Source organism: Solibacillus sp. (assembly GCF_040273735.1).
GTDB lineage: Bacteria > Bacillota > Bacilli > Bacillales_A > Planococcaceae > Solibacillus.
In genome coordinates this window covers 65,178-84,940 of sequence record NZ_JBELZM010000016.1, presented here as the reverse complement: position 1 = coordinate 84,940, position 19,763 = coordinate 65,178, and the positions used below count along the sequence as shown (strand labels likewise).

General features: G+C 39.8%; 22 protein-coding genes. 14 read left to right on the top strand and 8 right to left on the bottom strand.

The features are described 5' to 3' along the window. Positions 1-44: 44 nt before the first annotated feature. Together ABS917_RS15220 and ABS917_RS15215 are read right to left on the bottom strand one after the other, a co-directional pair. Positions 45-959, bottom strand: coding sequence for an EamA family transporter (locus ABS917_RS15220; RefSeq protein ID WP_350479792.1), 915 nt, complete (start codon positions 957-959; stop codon positions 45-47). A gap of 18 nt (positions 960-977) precedes the next feature. Beyond that, entirely contained in the window at positions 978-1,538 is a 561-nt protein-coding gene (locus ABS917_RS15215; RefSeq protein ID WP_350479791.1) for a GNAT family N-acetyltransferase, read from the bottom strand. Positions 1,539-1,687: 149 nt separating this feature from the next. On the opposite strand from ABS917_RS15215, the gene ABS917_RS15210 reads away from it, so the two are divergent. The 5 genes from ABS917_RS15210 to ABS917_RS15190 all read left to right on the top strand — a co-directional run bounded on the left by ABS917_RS15210 (position 1,688) and on the right by ABS917_RS15190 (position 6,152). Then, a complete protein-coding gene (locus ABS917_RS15210; RefSeq protein ID WP_350479790.1) occupies positions 1,688-2,635 on the top strand; it encodes a carbohydrate kinase family protein in 948 nt (315 codons plus the stop codon). A gap of 529 nt (positions 2,636-3,164) precedes the next feature. Next, positions 3,165-4,271 carry a helix-turn-helix domain-containing protein gene (locus ABS917_RS15205; RefSeq protein ID WP_350479789.1) on the top strand — a complete coding sequence of 369 codons (1,107 nt, stop codon included), beginning with the start codon at positions 3,165-3,167 and terminating at the stop codon, positions 4,269-4,271. 12 nt (positions 4,272-4,283) lie between these two features. Next, positions 4,284-4,484: a PLD nuclease N-terminal domain-containing protein gene (locus ABS917_RS15200; RefSeq protein WP_350479788.1), complete on the top strand. Its 201-nt coding sequence runs from the start codon at positions 4,284-4,286 to the stop codon at positions 4,482-4,484. Further along, positions 4,481-5,383, top strand: coding sequence for an ABC transporter ATP-binding protein (locus tag ABS917_RS15195; RefSeq protein WP_350479787.1), 903 nt, complete (start codon positions 4,481-4,483; stop codon positions 5,381-5,383). The genes ABS917_RS15200 and ABS917_RS15195 overlap by 4 nt, the downstream gene beginning before the upstream one ends. Then, on the top strand, positions 5,370-6,152 hold the full coding sequence (locus tag ABS917_RS15190) for an ABC transporter permease (protein ID WP_350479786.1): 783 nt from the start codon (positions 5,370-5,372) through the stop codon (positions 6,150-6,152). Before ABS917_RS15195 ends, ABS917_RS15190 begins: the two co-directional genes overlap by 14 nt. Positions 6,153-6,256: 104 nt before the next feature. Here ABS917_RS15190 and ABS917_RS15185 read toward each other — a convergent pair whose 3' ends face one another. Continuing rightward, the gene (locus tag ABS917_RS15185; RefSeq protein ID WP_350479803.1) at positions 6,257-6,937 is read right to left on the bottom strand and encodes a YetF domain-containing protein; all 681 of its coding nucleotides are present in this window, start codon (positions 6,935-6,937) and stop codon (positions 6,257-6,259) included. 192 nt (positions 6,938-7,129) lie between these two features. On the opposite strand from ABS917_RS15185, the gene ABS917_RS15180 reads away from it, so the two are divergent. Beyond that, entirely contained in the window at positions 7,130-8,329 is a 1,200-nt protein-coding gene (locus ABS917_RS15180; RefSeq protein ID WP_350479785.1) for an MFS transporter, read from the top strand. Between the two features lie 42 nt (positions 8,330-8,371). Here the strand turns inward: ABS917_RS15180 and ABS917_RS15175 are convergent, their stop codons facing one another. The 5 genes from ABS917_RS15175 to ABS917_RS15155 form a co-directional block, all read right to left on the bottom strand. After that, complete coding sequence (locus ABS917_RS15175) at positions 8,372-9,052, bottom strand: LutC/YkgG family protein (RefSeq protein WP_350479784.1); 681 nt, start codon at positions 9,050-9,052, stop codon at positions 8,372-8,374. Beyond that, positions 9,049-10,476 (bottom strand): LutB/LldF family L-lactate oxidation iron-sulfur protein, encoded by a 1,428-nt coding sequence (locus ABS917_RS15170; protein ID WP_350479783.1) that lies wholly within the window; start codon positions 10,474-10,476, stop codon positions 9,049-9,051. Before ABS917_RS15170 ends, ABS917_RS15175 begins: the two co-directional genes overlap by 4 nt. 19 nt (positions 10,477-10,495) lie before the next feature. Then, positions 10,496-11,212, bottom strand: a complete 717-nt coding sequence (locus ABS917_RS15165) for a (Fe-S)-binding protein (protein ID WP_350479782.1) — start codon at positions 11,210-11,212, stop codon at positions 10,496-10,498. Between the two features lie 109 nt (positions 11,213-11,321). Then, a complete protein-coding gene (locus ABS917_RS15160) occupies positions 11,322-12,026 on the bottom strand; it encodes a FadR/GntR family transcriptional regulator (protein ID WP_350479781.1) in 705 nt (234 codons plus the stop codon). Between the two features lie 68 nt (positions 12,027-12,094). Further along, positions 12,095-12,781 carry a histidine kinase gene (locus ABS917_RS15155; protein ID WP_350479780.1) on the bottom strand — a complete coding sequence of 229 codons (687 nt, stop codon included), beginning with the start codon at positions 12,779-12,781 and terminating at the stop codon, positions 12,095-12,097. A 332-nt stretch (positions 12,782-13,113) separates the two neighbouring features. On the opposite strand from ABS917_RS15155, the gene ABS917_RS15150 reads away from it, so the two are divergent. The 8 genes from ABS917_RS15150 to ABS917_RS15115 all read left to right on the top strand — a co-directional run bounded on the left by ABS917_RS15150 (position 13,114) and on the right by ABS917_RS15115 (position 19,762). Beyond that, complete coding sequence (locus ABS917_RS15150; RefSeq protein WP_350479779.1) at positions 13,114-15,522, top strand: Na+/H+ antiporter subunit A; 2,409 nt, start codon at positions 13,114-13,116, stop codon at positions 15,520-15,522. Further along, positions 15,509-15,931 (top strand): Na(+)/H(+) antiporter subunit B, encoded by a 423-nt coding sequence (locus ABS917_RS15145; protein WP_350479778.1) that lies wholly within the window; start codon positions 15,509-15,511, stop codon positions 15,929-15,931. Before ABS917_RS15150 ends, ABS917_RS15145 begins: the two co-directional genes overlap by 14 nt. A 1-nt stretch (position 15,932) precedes the next feature. After that, a complete protein-coding gene (locus ABS917_RS15140) occupies positions 15,933-16,271 on the top strand; it encodes a Na(+)/H(+) antiporter subunit C (RefSeq protein WP_008407452.1) in 339 nt (112 codons plus the stop codon). Next, positions 16,264-17,748 (top strand): Na+/H+ antiporter subunit D, encoded by a 1,485-nt coding sequence (locus ABS917_RS15135; protein WP_350479777.1) that lies wholly within the window; start codon positions 16,264-16,266, stop codon positions 17,746-17,748. The genes ABS917_RS15140 and ABS917_RS15135 overlap by 8 nt, the downstream gene beginning before the upstream one ends. A gap of 14 nt (positions 17,749-17,762) precedes the next feature. Continuing rightward, on the top strand, positions 17,763-18,245 hold the full coding sequence (locus tag ABS917_RS15130; protein ID WP_350479776.1) for a Na+/H+ antiporter subunit E: 483 nt from the start codon (positions 17,763-17,765) through the stop codon (positions 18,243-18,245). After that, positions 18,242-18,526, top strand: coding sequence for a Na(+)/H(+) antiporter subunit F1 (locus tag ABS917_RS15125; protein ID WP_008407457.1), 285 nt, complete (start codon positions 18,242-18,244; stop codon positions 18,524-18,526). Before ABS917_RS15130 ends, ABS917_RS15125 begins: the two co-directional genes overlap by 4 nt. Next, positions 18,504-18,908 carry a Na+/H+ antiporter subunit G gene (locus ABS917_RS15120; protein ID WP_350479775.1) on the top strand — a complete coding sequence of 135 codons (405 nt, stop codon included), beginning with the start codon at positions 18,504-18,506 and terminating at the stop codon, positions 18,906-18,908. Before ABS917_RS15125 ends, ABS917_RS15120 begins: the two co-directional genes overlap by 23 nt. A 482-nt stretch (positions 18,909-19,390) precedes the next feature. After that, positions 19,391-19,762, top strand: coding sequence for a GntR family transcriptional regulator (locus ABS917_RS15115; RefSeq protein ID WP_350479774.1), 372 nt, complete (start codon positions 19,391-19,393; stop codon positions 19,760-19,762). Position 19,763 lies beyond the last annotated feature (1 nt).

Here is a 19,763-nt window from a genome sequence, read left to right as displayed (position 1 = left end):
TAAAGTGGGCTAACAGGAAATATAAAAAAACAGCTGCCCTAAAATTAGGACAGCCGCTGTTTTTGATCGATAACACGTACTTTTTTTGATGCAAAATAGGATGGCAATACCATACCGAACAGTACAAGTACGATACCGAAAACTTGGAGAAGCGTTAAATTCTCATTTAATACAATGACAGATACTGTAATCGCTACAGGCAGCTCCATTGCACTCAAAATTGGTACAAGTGCACCACCGACTTTTGGCGCGGCAATCGAAAAAAGTAAAATCGGCAAAATAATACCGAAGAGCCCGAGTGCAAGACCAAACTTCCAAAGGCCGCCTGTCAACTGGCCGTTCCATACAATTTCAGGCGATAAAAAGATACAAACGATGATCAGTGATACAACAGATAAAATAAATGTACGTCCGATCGTCGTCACTCCTTCAACAGGCTGAGCGTTAAATTGCATAAAGGCAGCAAAAGTAAAGGCAGCTAATAACCCTAGTGCCCATCCTTGCCAAGCGATTTGCGATAAATCTACATCAATTACACCTGCAGCAAAAATCGTACCTACAAATAAAAATACTAATGAAATTAGTTCAATACGTGTAGGCAGGCGTCTTTTCAGGAAGCAGTCCATGAACAAACCAATCCATGTGAATTGGAACAGCATAACAACTGCCAATGATGCAGGTAAATAATTTAGGGAGTGTCCGTAAACAATACCCGTAATCGCTGTACATGTCCCGGCTAAAAGTAAAGTAATGCTGCCTTTCTTCGAAAGCTTCGGTAATGTACGTTGTGTTACAACAAAGAGCACGAGTGCGAGTAAAAATCCAACGAAATATTGGCTGGTCACGGCTTCTGACGATGTATATCCATGTTGCATAGCAACTTTTACAATTGTTGATAGCACTCCGTAACTACTAGCCGCTATTACGATTAATAGCGGGTAAATCCATTTTTGTTTCATTTAGTGTTTCTTCCTATTCTAGAGCGTCTTCACCATATGATGAAATGGCTCGTTAATTATTGTCCAGCTTTCAGTTGTACGATAGCCTATTTTTTCGTACAAGCGCCGTGCATCGTGTTTCTCTAGTTCCACATTTAGAGAAATTTTTTCGAAGCCAAGCTCCTTGCCTTTTTGCTCGGCAAATTGCAAAAGGAGCGTACCGATGCCAAGACCTCGCGCTTTTTTCGAGACACAAATTGTATCGATGTAATATTCATCCATATGTGCTTCGACATCCAATGTAGTCTGTATTCCCTTTTGGGCCAGCTGCTGTTCAAGCTGGCGATCGAGCTTGTACCCGAGACGGCCATCATAAAGCACGACAATCCCAACTATTTCACCTTGTTGTTCCGCTACAAATGTATTCAAATAGCTGTGTCGATTTGTCGTTTCTGTGACATACTGTTCTAAAGCAGCTAAAATCCGTGAAAATTCCTCTTCACCAGTCAAATTGTTTGCAATGTCTCCGATTGCATCATAAATTAAAGGTGCGACAGCTTTGGCGTCATTTCGATCTGCTTGTCGAATGGTAATGGTCATTACAATCATCTCCTTACCGAACAAAGTATAACAGAAAATAAATTCATTCGCGAAGAAAGCATTAGTTTCAGAATAGTATAAAGTTTTATAAATATATCTTTTCTATGGTAAATTAGTAAGAACATACAACGTCGGAGGTTAGACAATTAATGAGTCAAATAGACAAAGAATTCATCTTAGTTTATGGAGATGCATTCGTTGATTATATTGCAAATGATCAGACCAATACTTCATTTACGAAGTATTTAGGTGGCGCAACAATCAATGTTGCAGCAGGGATTAGTCGTATTGGGGCACCGTCAGCACTTATTACAATTACAGGCGATGATGAAACATCGGAATTTTGCCGTCAGGAGATTACAAAGGAAGGTGTGAATCTTGATTTCGCTGTATTTGATGCGAAGAAGCGTGTAAGTGGTGTATATGTGCATTTAACTGAAAAATGTGAACGAGTATTTAAAGATTATGTCGATGAGACGCCGAATTTACAAGTAACGCCTGAGCAGTTACAGGAAGAAGCATTCAAACGTGCTTCGATTTTAAATGTTTGTTCAGGGACGATGTTTGAAGAAACTGCATTAAAAACAACACGTGCTGCAGTGGATATGGCGAAGGAAAAAGGAGCGATCATCGCAATTGATGCAAATATCCGTCCGCTTCGTTGGGAATCCGAGGAAATCTGCCGTGAGACGATCACTTCATTCTTTGAAGATGCAGATATTTTAAAGCTAACTGATGAGGAACTATATTTCCTGACAGAAACATCAACAATTGAAGAAGGTCTTCAAAAATTGGATGAGCTGTTAGTACCGATTGTGCTGGTTACAGTTGGAGCTGATGGAGCTTATGCAGTATTAAACGGTGAAGTGACACATGTTCCGGTTGAACGAGTTGTTCCGGTAGATACAACAGGCGCAGGCGATGCGTTTATGGCAGGCGTACTCCGTTATGTTCATTTCAATGGTTTACCTACAGTAAAAGAAGATTTGGTCAGCTGTGTCGCATTCGGCAACAAGCTGGGTGCAATGGCCGCAACTAAAGCAGGTGCGTTAACGGCACTGCCAAGCTACGAGGAAATTAAGCATTTAATTAAATAAACTTTATATAGAGCAGGCTGTCTCCGAAATGTTTTACATTCTGGAGGCGGCTTTTTTTATTGAACGCAGTTGTGGGTTGCGGATATTAGAAGAATGAGGCCGAATATTTGAAGAAGTTGGATGGTTATTAGAACAAGTGACGGGCTTATTAGAAGATGAGTAAGAATAGCAGGGGGCGAGGGATTCACTTAGTGATGATTATAGGTAAAAGAAGGGCGTTTCGATTTTTATTAGAACATTAATCCAGCATATTAGAAAAACTTGGAGCGATATTAGAAAACGCTGGGAAGATATTTGAACAATACAAACGAATATTAGAACAATGAACAGTTATATTAGAAAATCCCAATTTTATTAGAACAATTAAAAATATATTAGAACTCTACCCAATATATTAGAACACCTTGCCCCGAAACCCTATCTCTCCCAACGAGCGAAACCGCCAGTTGACAAAATTTCCTTTTTGAAAGAATTAGTCGCTATTAAACAGCCAACTTTCTTTTTATAATAGGTGTAAGAGGTGAGGGGGATGACCAACTTTCAATTTGCGGCCATTTTTACAGAACGCCGCAAGCAACTGCAAGTGACACAAGAGGAAATTGCACGGCATGTCGGAGTATCAAGAGCAGCTGTTTCAAAGTGGGAGAAAGGGCAGAGCTATCCGGATATCGCATTGTTGCCGAAGCTTGCTACATTTTTCAACATTTCAATTGATGCACTGCTCGGTTATGAGCCGCAATTGACGGATGAACGAATTTTAAAAATGTATGCGGAATTAGCACAGCGCTTTTCAAAGGAACCATTTGCTGAAGTGGATGCAGCAATTGATCAACTCATAGAAGAATATTATAGTTGCTTTCCGTTTTTACTGAAAATGGCGCAGCTTTACGTCAATTACTTTAATATTGCACAGGAAAAAGAAGCTGTTGCGGACAAAATCCAGAATCTTTGTAAACGTGTGAAGGAGTTCAGTGGAAATTACAGGCTGAAAAACGAGGCGAATTTACTTGAGGCATATACGTATATATTAAAAGGGGAACCTCAGCATGTGCTCGAATTATTAGGGGAGGATGCTGTAGTTCAGCTTGGGACAGAGCAGCTTATCGCTACGGCACAAACTATGCTCGGCAATATAGAAAAGGCCAAGGAAATTCATCAGGTCAATATGTATCAGCATTTGCTGTATATGATAACAAATGCGAATGAAGCGCTCAGCTTGGAAATGGGAGATGTCCCGTATTTTGAACAGTCGGTAAGCCGGATTGAAACGATAATTGAAACTTTTCATTTAGATAAACTGAATATACACAACACGCTTCTGTTTTATTTAAAGGCAGCGTGCGGCTATGCTGCACAAAATAATATAGAAGAAGCAATTAGTTTTATTGACCGCTATGTAAAAATTTCTATTCAAATCGAATTTCCGCTTAAACCCACTGGCGATGAATATTTTTACTTGCTGGATGATTGGATTGCAAAGGAAGTTATGCTGAGTACACAATCACCACGGGATGAGGAATCGATCAAAAGATCCATTTATGAAGGTATTGCTGATAATCCGATGTTGGCAAATGTGCAAAACGATACGCGCTATAAAAGTTTACTCGTCAATTTAAAACATCATTTAAAAATATAAGGGGGATTTAAAATGGATCAATTATCGAATATTCCTTGGGGACTCATTGCCCCGTTATTAGTATTGCAATTGGTGCTTGGGGCGGTTGCCATTGTGGATATTGTACGCAGTTATGAGACGCGCGGCCCGAAATGGGTATGGGTGCTCGTATCACTGTTTGTTAATACACTCGGACCGGTCGCCTACTTTCTGTTCGGACGGAAAAGCCAATGATCTGTATTGAAGTGAATGGCCTCACAAAGCAATTTGGTGCAAAAAAAGTAGTGGATGATTTATCGTTCACTTTGCCTATGCATACATCTACAGCGCTGATCGGTCCGAATGGCGCAGGGAAAACAACGGCACTTTCGATGCTTTCTAATATACTAAAGCCGACAAGCGGCAAAATCATTATGCCGGATGTAAAGGATATTCGCAGTGCAATCGGCTTTTTACCTCAATATCCCCAGTACTATTCCTGGCTGACTGCACTTGAATATATAGAGATGGTGGCCAATTTAAGCGGTCTTGAAAAGAGATCATTAAAAAGTGAATGCAAAAAGATGCTGGAGTTTGTAGGTTTGCAGGATGCGATGAATAAAAAGACCGAGACATTTTCAGGAGGAATGAAGCAGCGCTTAGGTATTGCCCAGGCAATAGTTCATAAACCAAAGCTCCTGCTGCTGGATGAACCGGTATCGGCACTTGATCCGGTTGGACGTCGGGAAGTGATGAACTTATTGAAGGAAGTACAGCAGCAAACGACGATTTTGTACTCAACACATATTTTAAATGATGCTGAGGAAATGACCGATCAGCTGCTGTTTTTACGAGACGGCAAACTTGTTGAGCAAGGGTCACTTACAGAGGTGAAGCAAAAGTTTGAGGAACCGCGTTATAAAATAACATTCACAAATACGGAAGAGGCACGGCAATTTGCGAGTCAGTCTACATTAAGAGCTGTTGCTAACGGAATAGCGGCATATGTAGAAATTTCAGATGAACGTCCAACTATGCAACAGCTGCTTCAGCAGTTGGCGGCATCACCATATGAAGTTGTAAAAGTGGAACGGGAAACGGCAAGCCTGGAAGAAATCTTTATGAAGGTGGCGGGGAAGCATGCAGCAATTTAAGGCATTACTTTTAAAAGAATGGCGCGAAAGTGTTCGCAGCTTTAAAATTTTATGGATTCCGCTCGTTTTTGTATTGCTCGGTATTAGTGATCCGCTGATGAATTACTTTATGGAAGATATTTTGCAGGCGGTCGGCAATATGCCCGATGGTTTTATGATGACAATGCCTGAATTTCAGCCGGCGGATCTGCTTATTGCATCAACTGGTCAATTTCAGACAATTGGACTGCTCGTATTGATTACTGCCTATATCGGGTCTGTAAGCCGGGAACGCCAAAATGGAACGGCAACCCTTCTCTATGTACGTCCGATGTCTTTTACGGCATTGTTTTTCAGTAAATGGATTGTTGCAAGCATAATTGCAATCATCAGTGCAATGGCGGGCTATGCGGGGAGCATGTATTATACAGTACTGCTTTACGGAACGGTTGATTTAGCGAAGTTTTTGGCGATGCTCTGTACGTATTGTATTTGGTTAATGTTTGTTATGGCTCTAACTGTTGCTATGAGTGCAGCCTTCCAAACATCGGTCGCTGCTGCTGTTACAATAATTCTCATTCCAGTCGGTCTGCTTGTTGACACATTAATCGGCAGCTTCTGGAATGTTACACCTTGGAAACTCGCAAAATACGGAACAGGCCTTCTCACAGACAACGTATTAATGGAGAATTACTGGTATACTTTACTTGTTGTCCTTATCCTAATTGTTGTCATAGTGGGGATCGGTATTAAGATGAGCAAGAAGAATATTCGTTATTTAAAAGTATAAGTAGTAAGCAGAAATCGTTGTTTTACAATTGATTTCTGCTTTTTTGTATTAACTTTCAAGTGAATTGGTAATATAATGAAGATTAATGTCTTTTCAAATAAAGGTTATGAAGGTGGACTAGCATTTTTAATACTAATATAAAGTGATCCATTTTCTAAAATTTGCGCATAATAAACTTTATCGATCTCATGGATATTTTTCTTTGCTAATTTTTTTCTGAGCCAGTCTTCAGTAAGCTGAAGATCTGTTAAGTTTTTTTGAATAATTTTCCCGTCCGAAATCAATTCCATTGGTAAGTATTGCGGGGCAGGGGCAGACACTGATACGTCTTCTTTTGTTGCAGTCCGGGCAAGCGGCTTTTTCAGGACACTTAATTCTCCATTTGTTTCAAAAACGGCATATAGTACTTCATCAAATGAGAAAATGCTCTGTTCACGCAACAGCATAGCAAGCTCGTCCGGGTGAAGCCGTGCTTTTCTCAATTCATTATTTAAAATGACACCGTTATTGATGACAATCGACGGTTTATCGTCAAAAAGGATACGTGCTTTTGATGATCTGAATGAAATATAACTAACGATAATTGTTAATCCAGCCCATACTATTAAAGAAACCATACCGTCTAAAAAAGGGGTTTCCACTTGAGTTGAGACTTCGGCAGCAATTGAACCAAAAGTGATCCCCGTGACATAGTGGAAGAAAGTGAGCTGACTCACTTGCTTTTTACCGATGATGCGGGCGAGTATTAAAATCGCGAAAAAGGCAAAGCTTGCACGTAAAATCATTTCGCCAAGGTTCAGTTCTATGATAATCACTCCTTATAAAGGGTAGTATGAATAAAATGCGATAATCTATGCACCCTTAATACATTCAAGACGAGAGGCAAAATTGAGGGGGAATTTTATAATAATAGCGACTTGCTGAATATTAAAAATTTGTGCGAAATGTTTTTGTACTAGCAGAAAGAATGTGAAAAAATGTCGACTACCACAGTAAAACAATCAAACCCTGTCTATCCTATTATGATCTCCATAGGGGTATGTCACTTAATTAACGATACAATGCAGGCAGTTATACCGGCTATGTTTCCATTATTGGAGAGGGACTTAGGATTAACGTTTACACAACTTGGAATGATTTCATTTGTCCTGAATATGTTCGCCAGTTTGCTACAGCCAGCTGTCGGATTTATGACCGATAAAAAGCCGTTTCCATATGCATTACCGCTTGGGATGGTGAGCTCGTTTATCGGCCTGACAATGCTCATTTTATCGGGCGGATACTGGATGATTTTAGTGTCGGTCCTATTCTTGGGACTTGGTTCAGCCATTTTCCACCCGGAAGGCTCACGCGTGTCGTTCATGGCGGCCGGCAACAAGCGCGGCTTAGCTCAATCCATTTATCAGGTAGGTGGCAATAGCGGACAGGCATTAGCCCCATTACTAAGCGCATTTATCATTTTGCCTTTCGGGATGTACGGCGTTTCCGTTATTCTTATTTTTACATCGATCGGAATCTTTTTATTAACAAAAATATCGATGTGGTATAAACGTCAGCTTGATGCGGAAAAGAAATCAAAAATCAAAAAAATGCTGATTTCGTCCTTGCCGCCTTTAACGAAAAAGCAAGTAGGAATGGCATTAATCGTCCTGCTATTCATAATATTTGCCCGTTCGTTTTACGTAACGAATATAACAAGTTTCTATGTCTTTTATTTAACAGAACAATATGGAATGAGTGTTGAGCGCGGTCAGCTGTTTATCTTTATATTCATGGCAGTTGGGGTTGTAGGCACATTTTTTGGTGGGCCATTATCAGATCGCTTCGGGCGGAAGAATATTATATTGCTGTCGGTAATCGCACCGATTCCATTTTGCTTGGCGCTTCCGTTTGTTCCTTTACCGGCCGTACTGATTTTACTTATTATTATCGGGTTGCTGATTATGGTTAGCTTTACGGTGACTGTTGTTTATGCACAGGAACTTGTCCCATCGAAAATCGGTACAATGGCCGGTTTAACAGTCGGTGTAGCATTCGGTATGGGTGCAATTGGCTCAGTTGTTATCGGGATGCTTATAGATAAAATGGGGATTCACTTCACAATGAATGCTATATCGGTACTGACATTATTATTACTCGTAGCATTTTTCCTGCCGCGTGATCGAGTAGGGGAATAGGAAAATAAAAGAACTTCGGATTTTTATGTCCGAAGTTCTTTTTTAATAATCCTCCATCAAAATATATGTCATCCTCACAGGTCCATGAACGCCAACGACTAAGTTCATTTCGATATCTGCAGAGTTGCTTGGTCCTGTAATGAAATTAATACAGGATGAGACATGTGATTGCTCTCGTAAAAACTGGGCAGCTTGTGTCATGCGGGGAACGATGCTGCTTTTCGGTATAATGGCAATCGAATTTTCAGGCAAAAATGAAATCGCACGGCCTAATTTCGGCGATGCTTGAAGCATAATTGTGCCGGATTCCGCTAATGTCACATTACTGATTACGACACCAACATTTGCCTGTTCAGCAAAATTGATATTTTGTTCACCGTTAGCAGCTTGCCATTTTAAATGTTCATATTGGTCAAAAACCGGTAACACATTCAATACTCTAAAACGCGGATCATCGCTGTAGATTACACGGCCACCACCGTAGTCTGCAATTGTTTCATTTAATATTTCAGGCAATTGATGCCGTGTGCAATTTTTTAAAGTAGTGTGGATGTTCAAGCATTGTTCTCTCAACACTTCGATAAGTTCTTCTATCGAAGCATCATTCAATACTTCGTGTTGAGGGAGATGCTTCCAGTTTCGCTCCGGTTTTGTTAAAGAAGGTGCGGACCTGCCAAGACGAGCAGCGATTGTTTGTAAAAAGGGTTCTCGATTTTGGATCATTTGGTCTTGCCTCCTTTGTTATGCTGTTCAAACCAGTCACGGAAACGTTCTTTTTGCACGGAAGGAAAATCACGATACGCTGTCCAGTTTTTCAGAGGACCGGGACCATTAGTAATTTTCTCATTTTTCGTAAATGGCTTCATAACGGTTGAAGCTACTTTAGTACCCAATTGATAGATTGATTGCGAAGAAGTCCCCATTCCAAATGCCTGCATTAACAAACTTTCACTAATCGGGGCGCGGCCTTCCCGTTCAACAATTACTTCCCGATGCTTATGGAGCAGTTGATGCAAAGGAATTTTCACTGGGCATACATCCGTGCATGCACCACATAAAGTGGAAGCGTAAGGCAGCTCTTTATAATCATCATAACCACCCAATAAGGGGGATAATACGGCACCAATCGGACCAGAGTAAATAGATCCGTACGTATGTCCACCGACATGGCGGTAAACAGGGCACGTATTAATACATGCAGCACAGCGAATACACTGTAAAATCGACTGAAATTCGCCGCCTAAAATCGAGGAACGCCCATTGTCTACAATAACTAAATGGAATTCTTCAGGACCATCGACTTCGAGTTCTTCTTTTATGCCTGTCAGCACTGTAATATAGCTCGTCAACTTCTGGCCAACCGCGCTGCGTGTCAGCATGCCGACGAGAACTTCCATTTCTTCAAATGTGGGAACTAAACGCTCCATTCCCATGACGGAAATTTGTGTTTTCGGCAAGGCTGTTACTAAATCCGCATTCCCTTCATTAGTTACTAAACAAACAGAACCTGTTTCGGCAACGGCAAAATTGCATCCGGTAATACCGATATCCGCCGTCAAGTAATGATCCCGTAAAACTTTGCGGGCATGCAGTGCTAGTTCTTCAGGTTTCGAGGAAGCCGTATAGCCAATTTTTTGTTCAAATACTTCCCGGATCTGATCTTTATTTTTATGAAGTGCCGGTGTCACGATATGAGAAGGCGGATCATGATCATCAAGCTGTAAAATATATTCGCCTAAATCGGTTTCAATTACTTCACACCCGAGTTGTTCCAAGTGTGAGTTTAAATTGATTTCTTCGGTTACCATTGATTTTGCTTTAACTATTTTTTTTGCATTTTTCTGTTGGGCAATTGTTGAAATGTATTCGGTAGCTTCTTCGGCAGTTTGTGCAAAAAATACATGACCGCCTCGAGCCTCAACATTTGTACTCAACTCATGTAAATAATAATCGAGATTCTCCAATACATGCTGCCGGATTTCTTCTCCATGATTGCGCCATTCCTCCCAATCTAAAAGGTCAACAGCAGCGCTCCGTCTTGTTTGAAAACGATTTTGTGCACCGGCTACAGCTCCACGCATAAAATCATTTTCCAAGTTGGACGAAAGACGTTCATTAAATTTTTGCTGACTGATTTTCATCGCCATTTGAAACACGTCCTCTCTATTAGCGGCTATTCAATATTTCTGCGATATGCATTGTTTTAATTTCAATGTTTTTCCGGTCAATCCGTCCGCCGATGTTCATGAGACAGCCCGCATCAGCACCTATTAAATAATGGACAGCAATTTGCTCGGCAGAAGCAATCTTTTCGTCTACCATTTGTTCTGAGATCGGGCCCATTTTAATAGAGAATGTTCCGCCAAAACCGCAGCAATTTTCTTTTAAAGGCATTTCCAGCAGTTCAAGACCGTCTACATTCTGGAGCAACGTGAGAGGAGCCTGCTGCACTTTCAATAAGCGTGTCATATGACAGGAAGGGTGATAAGTAGCCGTTCCGTTTAGTTTTGCTCCAACATCCTCAATTTTCAGTACATCGACAATAAATTGTGTAAGTTCATATGTCTTGTCTGCAATTCGTTGTGCCTTTTCCTGCCAAAGCGGTTCATCTTTAAAAATATGAGCATATTCTTTCAGCATGTATGCACAAGAACCTGATGGACAGACGATGACTTCTGCATCTTCAAAAACTTGAATTGTGTTTTTCATCGTTTCTTTAGAAGCTTTTACATAGCCGCTATTATAGGCCGGCTGACCGCAACAAGTTTGGCCTTTTGGAAAACTTACTGTACAACCTAAGCGTTCCAATAACTCAACCGTGTTTTTCCCGATATTACTTTGAACCATATCGACTAAACATGTAGCGAATAATGATACATTCATCCAATCCCCCCTGTTCCACTAAATTTACAACTTTCTGATAATTAAGTCAACAGGTCATCTGATGACTTAAGAAATTAGTATTTAAAGAGAATAATATCGTATTAAAACATTATTGGTTGAAAAGTAATGATTCAACAGTCTCAAGATGTTTTGCCATCGCCTTTTTAGCCTGTATATCGTCTGCATTTACTAAAGCATTGTAAATCGCGGTATGTTCTTCGTGCAAATTGTATAGAGCAGCGTGATCCGTAGTGGATAAAATGGAACGGGTATGCTGGATTTGGCGTGCAATCGGCTTTGAAACACTCTGCAGCATCGAAACGAGTAAAGGGTTGTCCGCTGCTTCAGCGATGATTGCATGAAATTGCATATCGGCGTTACTGCTTGCCTTAGGATCGATTAGAGCATCGTTCATTTTACTGAGCGCTTCTTTTAATTGTTCAAGCTGACGACCTGATCTGCGTTTAGCTGCATTTTCAATTAATCCTAATTCCAAAATTTTTCGTACTTCAAATATTTGCTGTAAATCCTGCTGTGAAAAGGAAGCGTATGTAGGAATATTTAATGAAATATCCTGGGCCGTTACTTTACGGATATAAGTTCCTTCGCCTTGGCGGATTTCGATGATACCACGTGCCTGAAGAGCAGTTAAAGCTTCGCGAATAGCAGAGCGGCCAACTTCAAAGTTTTTTGCAAGCTGTTCAACTGAATCCAATTTATCGCCAGGTGAAATTTCCCCGAGCGTAATTTTTTGTTCAATAATAGTGGCTATTTGTTCATATAGTTTTTTTGTTTTAGGTACTTCAAATTTCATATTATTAATCCTTCCTATTCGCAAATTCTAAAAAAAGCTGCTCCAATAACTTGGAAACAGCTTTCGTATTAAGGTTTTAATGATGTAAAGCGATCTTTAGGAAGAATTTCAGGGTTGTTAACAGTACCTTCTGTTATATCAGCCTCTAAAAGTTTCCCGTTATAATTAAACTTGAATATACCATTATCGAAGTCTGTCCCGATCTCCTTAAAGAAAATCCCTTCCAGAGCAATAATTTTAGGGCATGTAAACACGACTTTATAATAATCATTTTCCTGGATTATATAAGCACGTACACCTTTTTCGTAAACATCGATCAGTTCATCCTCAGAAGGACGCTTTACCGATACTATATGAAAATCTACGAATGGTACTTCTTTTAAGAGAACATTCAAGAAGGAACCTTTTGTGATTTCCTCCCAGCGGCTTTGAGCACTTTGACCTACGATGATTTGCGTAATATTAAAATCCATTGCAATTTCTGTTATAACTTTATGGAATGGACGTTTTTCATTATCCTTAATAATGAATTGTTCTACTTCCAATTCATCAGTTAGTTCTCTCCACTGTTCGATATAGCCGGATTTTTCTGCATCAAATGCATCAAGTGGCTTTGAATCAACAGTCAACACATATAATGGGCAGTCAAGTAATGTAGCAAGCTTGTGTCCTCGGCGAATTAAACGCTCACCATTTTGTCCGTAATATACACAAACCAAAATACTTTCGTCTAATCGGCCTTTAACATGTTTCATTTTAGTTCGCACCTCTTTTTCTTATCCTATAATAATGAATTGAATCCGAATATATTTTGAGAAATTAAGCATAATTGAGATAAAACGAAGGCTATTACAGTGCAATGCACCCATTATTATTGTATACTTATTTCTATGATGCATATTTATATTCAGTAAATTTTTTGTTATATTTTTGCTTTTGTAATTTTTATTTAATTACCCTTGTTTGAAAATATATTCCCCATATGCCACATTATTATGAAGATAGTTATATAGATAGTCAAGTGTGATTGTTCGAATGCCGAACTTTACATATTTTATTGGCTCATTCGGTTAGGAGGTTATTGCTTTTGCTTATTGCTTTTTCGATTATGCTTCCGTTTCTTGCTGCAGCATTAATCCCGTTAATATACAGGAGATTTAAGAATATACATTTAGGCTGGTTTGTATTGATTGTCCCTGTTGCATTGTTTTCGATTTTAGCTACATATATCCCTCGAATTGCTAATGGCGAAGTGTTCATTAACACTTTTGAGTGGATCCCCACTTTCGGTATTAATATTACTACTTATTTAGACGGCTTGAGTATGATTTTTAGCTTACTCATTACTGGGGTAGGCAGTTTAGTAATACTTTACTCAATTTTCTATTTATCAACGAAAGAATCATTACACCATTTCTATTGCTATTTACTATTATTTATGGGCGCGATGTTAGGCGTCGTCTTTTCGGATAACTTAATGGTGCTTTATGTATTTTGGGAACTAACAAGCGTATCGTCATTCCTGTTAATTGCATTTTGGCATCATCGTAAAGCATCTCGTGCAGGCGCGCGGAAAGCAATGACCATTACCGTTTCTGGTGGTGTTGCAATGCTCGCCGGTTTTTTAATGTTATATGTTGCATCCGGAACGTTTAGTATTCGCGAAATTATTGAAAATTTGGATGTCGTGCAATCGAGCGTGTATTTTGTTCCGGCAATGTGTCTTGTACTATTAGGTGCGTTTACAAAGTCAGCACAGTTCCCGTTCCATATTTGGCTGCCGGATGCGATGGAAGCACCGACACCTGTTTCCGCCTATTTACACTCTGCAACGATGGTAAAAGCGGGTATTTACTTAGTAGCTCGTACAACACCGATTTTTGGCGGGCATGAAGTATGGTTTTGGGCAGTGAGCGGGGTAGGTCTGCTAACATTATTCTGGGGCTCCTTCAATGCAGTTCGCCAGTATGATTTAAAGGCACTTCTTGCATACTCCACAATTAGTCAGCTCGGACTGATTATGTCTTTATTCGGTCTTGGTTCTGCAGCACTGCATTTTGGTTATTCAACACAATCGGTAATATATACGCAGGCTACATTTGCTGCACTTTTTCATTTAATAAACCACTCGACATTTAAAGGTGCGCTATTTATGATGGTCGGAATCGTTGACCATGAAGTAGGAACACGCGATATTCGCCGATTAGGCGGATTGATGTCGTTAATGCCATTTACATTCACTATTGCCGTAATCGGCAGTGCCTCAATGGCAGGTTTACCACCATTCAATGGCTTTTTAAGTAAGGAAATGTTCTTTACAGCAACATTAAAAATTACACAGCTTGATATTTTCTCACTTGATAGCATCGGCCTTTTATTCCCGATTATCGCCTGGGTGGCAAGTATTTTTACGTTTATTTACTGTGTCATTATCGTCATGCGTACATTCTTCGGGAAAATACAGCCGGATCGTCTGGAAAAGCCGCCACATGAAGCGCCATTTGGTATGTTAATTTCACCATTTGTTTTAGTTGCTTTCGTTATTGGGATTTTTATATTCCCGAATGTTTTGGGACATTATATTTTAAGTCCGGCGATGGCAAGTATTTATCCAATGTTTCCTTCGGCAGAGGAATTGACGCCTCATATTTCAGCATGGCACGGGTTTAATACGGAGCTTATTATGACGTTTGGTGTCATTGTTGTAGGTGTTTTCTTATACCGTACATTAAAAAAATGGCGTCCGGTCTATCAATTAATTCCGCAAAGCTTTACGTTAAATGCGATTTATGAACGTGTCATTAATTCAAGTGAGGGTGTATCAGGACGTGTAACAAACCGTTATATGAACGGTAATTTAACTTATTATTTCGTATATATATATGTGTTTTTTGTAACGCTGCTGGCAGGGTATATGATTTATGCTGACGTATTCAGCTGGAATCCATCAAAAGACTCGGTGATCGAGCCTTACGAATTAGTTCTTGTATTCGTTATGATTGCTGCTGCAATTGCGATTATTTTTGCAAAGCAGCGTATTACAGTCGTGCTGTTGAACGGGGTACTCGGATATTCTGTTGCCTTTTTCTTCGTAGTATTTAGAGCCCCGGATTTGGCGCTCACTCAGCTTGTCGTTGAATCGGTCACAACAGCGCTGTTCTTACTATCATTCAAATATTTACCGAAGCTTAAAAATGAGTATATTTCTAAAAGCTGGCGTTTTGCGAAGGTTACAATTTCGATTGCGGTCGGTGCCACTGTGACACTGATCGGATTAGCTGTGATGAATTACGATCGTTTTGAACCAATTTCAAAATACTTTGAGGACTCGTATGATTTGGCGGGCGGGAAAAATATCGTTAACACGATTTTAGGTGATTTCCGTGCATTTGATACGATGCTTGAAGTAGTTGTACTTTTCATTGCAGGTCTTGGCGTCTACACACTTATTAAGCTTAAGGCGAAAAAGGGGGATGCAGACGTTGAAAGTAAATGATGTTATTTTAAAATCAGTCGTACGAGGCGTTGTGTTCATCGTCTTTACGCTAGGTATGTATTTATTTTTTGCGGGACATAATGCTCCGGGTGGCGGATTCATCGGCGGATTAGTGCTTGGCTCGGGCATTGTCCTGCTATATTTGACATACGACATTGAAACCGTGCATAAAGGCATGCCGTTCGATTTTAAAAAAGTTGCTGCAATCGGTGTATTGCTGGCGACAGGTTCGGCCATTGCCTCGATTTTCTTTGATGTACCATTTTTAACACAGACAGATGGCTATTTTAATCTCCCGTTGGTAGGAGAAAAGCATTTGTCGACTGTTACGATTTTTGAAGCAGGTGTCGCATTGACGGTTATCGGTACACTCGTAACGATTATTTTAAATATAAGTGAGGATGAATAGTATGGAATCATTAATGATTGTACTTGTCGGTATTCTAGTCGCAGTCGCTACTTATTTAATCCTCTCTCGTAGTGTCATACGTGTGATTGTCGGCACCGCCATTTTATCTCATGCCGTTCATCTATTGTTATTGACGGTCGGCGGGTTAAAAAAGGGAAGTGTGCCGTTATTAGGTCAAGCGGCCGCACCATATACCGACGCTTTGCCACAAGCATTGATCTTAACCGCAATCGTTATTAGCTTTGCTGTTACGGCCTTTTTACTTGTGCTGGCTTATCGAATGTATTTAATGAACGGAACCGATGATCTAGGGGAACTTGGAGGGTCATCAGATGAATAATATAATTGTTTTACCAATGATTGTGCCGATTATAACGGCCGCATTATTAGTATTTTTAAATAATAATATTAAACTGCAGCGTGTTGTAAGTTTAGTAACAATGATTTTTGTAATAGGAACTTCTGTTGTCCTGTTACAGCTTATTCAAACGGAAGGTATCATGCGTATAGACTTTAGTGGTTGGGCTCCGCCGTTCGGTATTTTATTTGTCGCCGATTCATTCTCGGTACTACTTGTTTTAACTGCAAGTATTGTTACGGCGATCTGTTTAATTTATGCCTTTTCCACAATTGGCGAACGTCATGAAAAAATGTATTTTTATCCGTTTGTATTGTTTTTACTGGCAGGTGTAAACGGTTCGTTTTTAACAGGAGATATTTTCAACTTATTCGTTTGTTTTGAAGTTATGCTCCTTGCTTCTTATGTACTTGTTGCTCTAGGCGGGGGAAAGATGCAGCTGCGCGAGTCGATCAAGTATGTGCTTATCAATGTTGTCGCATCATGGATTTTCCTCGTTGCACTGGCGTTTATGTATGGAACATTAAAGACGCTTAATATGGCGCATATTGCACAGCGTGTTGCAGAAGCCGGCCAAGATCCATTATTAACGGTTGTGGCACTTGTTTTCCTAATTGTTTTTGCTTTAAAAGGAGGCTTGCTGCTGTTCTTTTGGCTTCCTGGTTCATACAGTGTGCCTCCAACGGCAGTACAAGCATTATTTGCGGCTCTATTAACAAAAGTCGGTATGTATGCATTGTTCCGTACGTTCACGCTCATGTTCCCGTTACAGCCGGAAGTTACGCATACAGCTATCGGTGTGATGGCAGGTCTGACTATTATAGCGGGATGCATGGGTGCATTTGCCGGGCGGGATGTTCGGACAATTGCTACGTACAACGTCATCATTAGTGTCGGCTTTATAATGGCGGCACTTTCGATCGGAACTGAATCGGCTATGGCAGGCGCGGTTTATTATTTAATCCACGACATGCTTGGTAAGGCGCTACTGTTTTTACTTATTGGAACAATGGTGCTTTTAACAGGAGAAATTGTCGTGAAAAATATGAATGGATTAATTCGAATTTATCCGGTATTTGGCTGGCTGTTCTTTATTATGATGTGTGCACTTGTCGGAATTCCACCGTTAAGCGGATTTATCGGAAAAGTACTGATCGGGCAAGGTGCTGTTGAAGCAGAGGCCTATATTTTACTGGCATTGGCATTCGGCTCGAGCATCATCGTACTCTATTCATTAATGCGTATTTTCCTTGCTTCATTTTTTGGAGAAACATCGATTAATGAAGAGGACAAAATTCGGATGCCACGCGGTGCGATGGTATCGTTTGTGCTATTGACGATTTGTATCGTTGCTTTAGGAGTTGGTGCAGAAGGGCTGGCAGTTTATGTGAATGATGCAGCTTACACATTATCCAACCCTTCCGTATACATTGATGCGATATTAAATACGAATAAATAAAGGAGGGTGAGCACATGTTAGGTCAATTTATTATTAATTTATTTATTGCGGCGCTATGGTTTTTGTTAAAGGATGATCCAACTGCAGACTTTACGACGTTTATGTCAGGCTTTTTAGTCGGAACATTGATTTTATATGCTATGCACCGATTTTTCGGAACACAGTTTTACTTGCGTCGTGTATTAAAGATTATTAAGCTCATCCTCATATTTATTCGAGAGCTGCTTTCATCAAGTATTTCTGTATTAAAACAAGTACTGGATCCACAGATGAATTTCACACCGGGTATTTTCACTTATGAAACAAAATTAAGAGGAGACTACCAAGTGACGACATTGGCCCTGTTATTAACGTTGACACCGGGTTCTGTTGTAATGGAAGTTTCAGAAGATAACAGTACGTTTTATATTCATGCAATGGATATAGAAGAATCGAAAGAAACGGTACTCCGTTCAATCGGCAAGTTTGAACGTGCCATTTTGGAGGTGACACAATGATCGATTTGATTCTAAAGGCGGCACTTGTTCTATTTATGGTGGCAATCGGACTATCCCTATTCCGTGTGATAAAAGGACCGTCGCTGCCTGACCGAGCAATCGCTCTTGATACGATTGGTGTCAATTTAATTTCAGCGATCGCCATCGTGTCGATTGTTTTAAAAACAAAGGCATTTTTGGAAGCCATTCTAATATTGGGGATTCTAGCATTTATCGGAACGATTGCATTCTCGAAATATATAGAAAGAGGTGTCATTGTTGAGCGTAAATCAGCTGATTGAATTGATGGCGGCACTTCTTATCTTGTTTGGTGCAATTGTGAGTGTCATTAGCGCATTCGGCATGATACGTTTACCAGATGTGTACACACGCTCACACGCAGCAACGAAAAGTGCGACACTCTCTGTATTGCTATGTTTGTTCGGCGGGTTCATTTACTTTTGGATTCATGATGGCTATGTGAGTATTCGCCTCATTTTAGGAATTATCTTTGTATTTATTACAGCACCTGTTTCCGGGCATTTAGTATGTCGCGCTGCATATCGTTCACGTGTGCCGCTAGCTGAAGGTTCTGGAGACGATGCATTAAATGAAATCCTGTTCGGTGAAGAGAATTTGCAAGTAAAAGAAGAAGTAGAAGCTACATTGAAAGAAATTAAATAATGAATGGAAAAGCATTTTAAAAGTGATGACCTGTCGCTTTTAGAATGCTTTTTTAGTGGATAAAAAATAAGGTAATGTGGATAACTTGTAGATAAAGTTTTACATTTATCCATAGGTAAGGGGGCAGTTGTTTATTTTTAACGGAGCATTAGTACTGGAGATTTAAATTATTCTTTTTTTGGGGAATGGACAGGGTTAACTTAGAAAAATGTGACGATTTTTAGAACAAATGAAAATATATTCGAATATTTTTTTGGAATCTTGTTCTAAAATAGAATTCCAAAATATTTTTTGTGGATAAGTATAATGCAATCTGTTGAAAAATCGTGATTAAATTGTGGATAATCAACGTTAATGTGTATAACTTTGTGGATAAATAGTATATGTGGATAATATTTCTTGATTTATTGACAAATAAGCTCGTTTTTTATATAGTACATTACAACACTAATGTACTGGATGACCTGGAAAGGAGGATCTCTTTGATTTTTAACACACAGAGTACAATGCCTATTTATATGCAAGTAGCAGAATGGATCGAAAATGAGATATTGGCGGATCGGCTGCTTCCGGAAGGAAAAGTGTATTCTCAGTATCAGCTTGCCGAAATATTTAATATTAATCCGGCAACCGCTGGAAAAGGCCTGACAATTTTAGTAGAAAAAGAAATTTTATATAAAAAGAGAGGGCTTGGAATGTTCATAATCGGGGATGCAAAACATCGAATTTTAACAACAAGACGAAGTGACACCTTGACGAAGATGGCAAAGGAAATCGTAGAAGAAGCAAAACGTTTAGGCGTGATGGATGAAGATTTGCTTGAGCTGATCAAACATATTCAAAAGGAGGGGTGAA

Coding starts and splice junctions, on each gene's coding strand:
- ABS917_RS15125 (WP_008407457.1), top strand. CDS start 18,242: ATGATCGATTTGATTCTAAAGGCGGCACTTGTTCTATTTATGGTGGCA.
- ABS917_RS15140 (WP_008407452.1), top strand. CDS start 15,933: ATGGAATCATTAATGATTGTACTTGTCGGTATTCTAGTCGCAGTCGCT.
- ABS917_RS15200 (WP_350479788.1), top strand. CDS start 4,284: ATGGATCAATTATCGAATATTCCTTGGGGACTCATTGCCCCGTTATTA.
- ABS917_RS15135 (WP_350479777.1), top strand. CDS start 16,264: ATGAATAATATAATTGTTTTACCAATGATTGTGCCGATTATAACGGCC.
- ABS917_RS15130 (WP_350479776.1), top strand. CDS start 17,763: ATGTTAGGTCAATTTATTATTAATTTATTTATTGCGGCGCTATGGTTT.
- ABS917_RS15160 (WP_350479781.1), bottom strand. CDS start 12,026: ATGAAATTTGAAGTACCTAAAACAAAAAAACTATATGAACAAATAGCC.
- ABS917_RS15180 (WP_350479785.1), top strand. CDS start 7,130: ATGTCGACTACCACAGTAAAACAATCAAACCCTGTCTATCCTATTATG.
- ABS917_RS15175 (WP_350479784.1), bottom strand. CDS start 9,052: ATGATCCAAAATCGAGAACCCTTTTTACAAACAATCGCTGCTCGTCTT.
- ABS917_RS15220 (WP_350479792.1), bottom strand. CDS start 959: ATGAAACAAAAATGGATTTACCCGCTATTAATCGTAATAGCGGCTAGT.
- ABS917_RS15185 (WP_350479803.1), bottom strand. CDS start 6,937: ATGATTTTACGTGCAAGCTTTGCCTTTTTCGCGATTTTAATACTCGCC.
- ABS917_RS15210 (WP_350479790.1), top strand. CDS start 1,688: ATGAGTCAAATAGACAAAGAATTCATCTTAGTTTATGGAGATGCATTC.
- ABS917_RS15215 (WP_350479791.1), bottom strand. CDS start 1,538: ATGACCATTACCATTCGACAAGCAGATCGAAATGACGCCAAAGCTGTC.
- ABS917_RS15165 (WP_350479782.1), bottom strand. CDS start 11,212: ATGAATGTATCATTATTCGCTACATGTTTAGTCGATATGGTTCAAAGT.
- ABS917_RS15190 (WP_350479786.1), top strand. CDS start 5,370: ATGCAGCAATTTAAGGCATTACTTTTAAAAGAATGGCGCGAAAGTGTT.
- ABS917_RS15170 (WP_350479783.1), bottom strand. CDS start 10,476: ATGGCGATGAAAATCAGTCAGCAAAAATTTAATGAACGTCTTTCGTCC.
- ABS917_RS15205 (WP_350479789.1), top strand. CDS start 3,165: ATGACCAACTTTCAATTTGCGGCCATTTTTACAGAACGCCGCAAGCAA.
- ABS917_RS15155 (WP_350479780.1), bottom strand. CDS start 12,781: ATGAAACATGTTAAAGGCCGATTAGACGAAAGTATTTTGGTTTGTGTA.
- ABS917_RS15195 (WP_350479787.1), top strand. CDS start 4,481: ATGATCTGTATTGAAGTGAATGGCCTCACAAAGCAATTTGGTGCAAAA.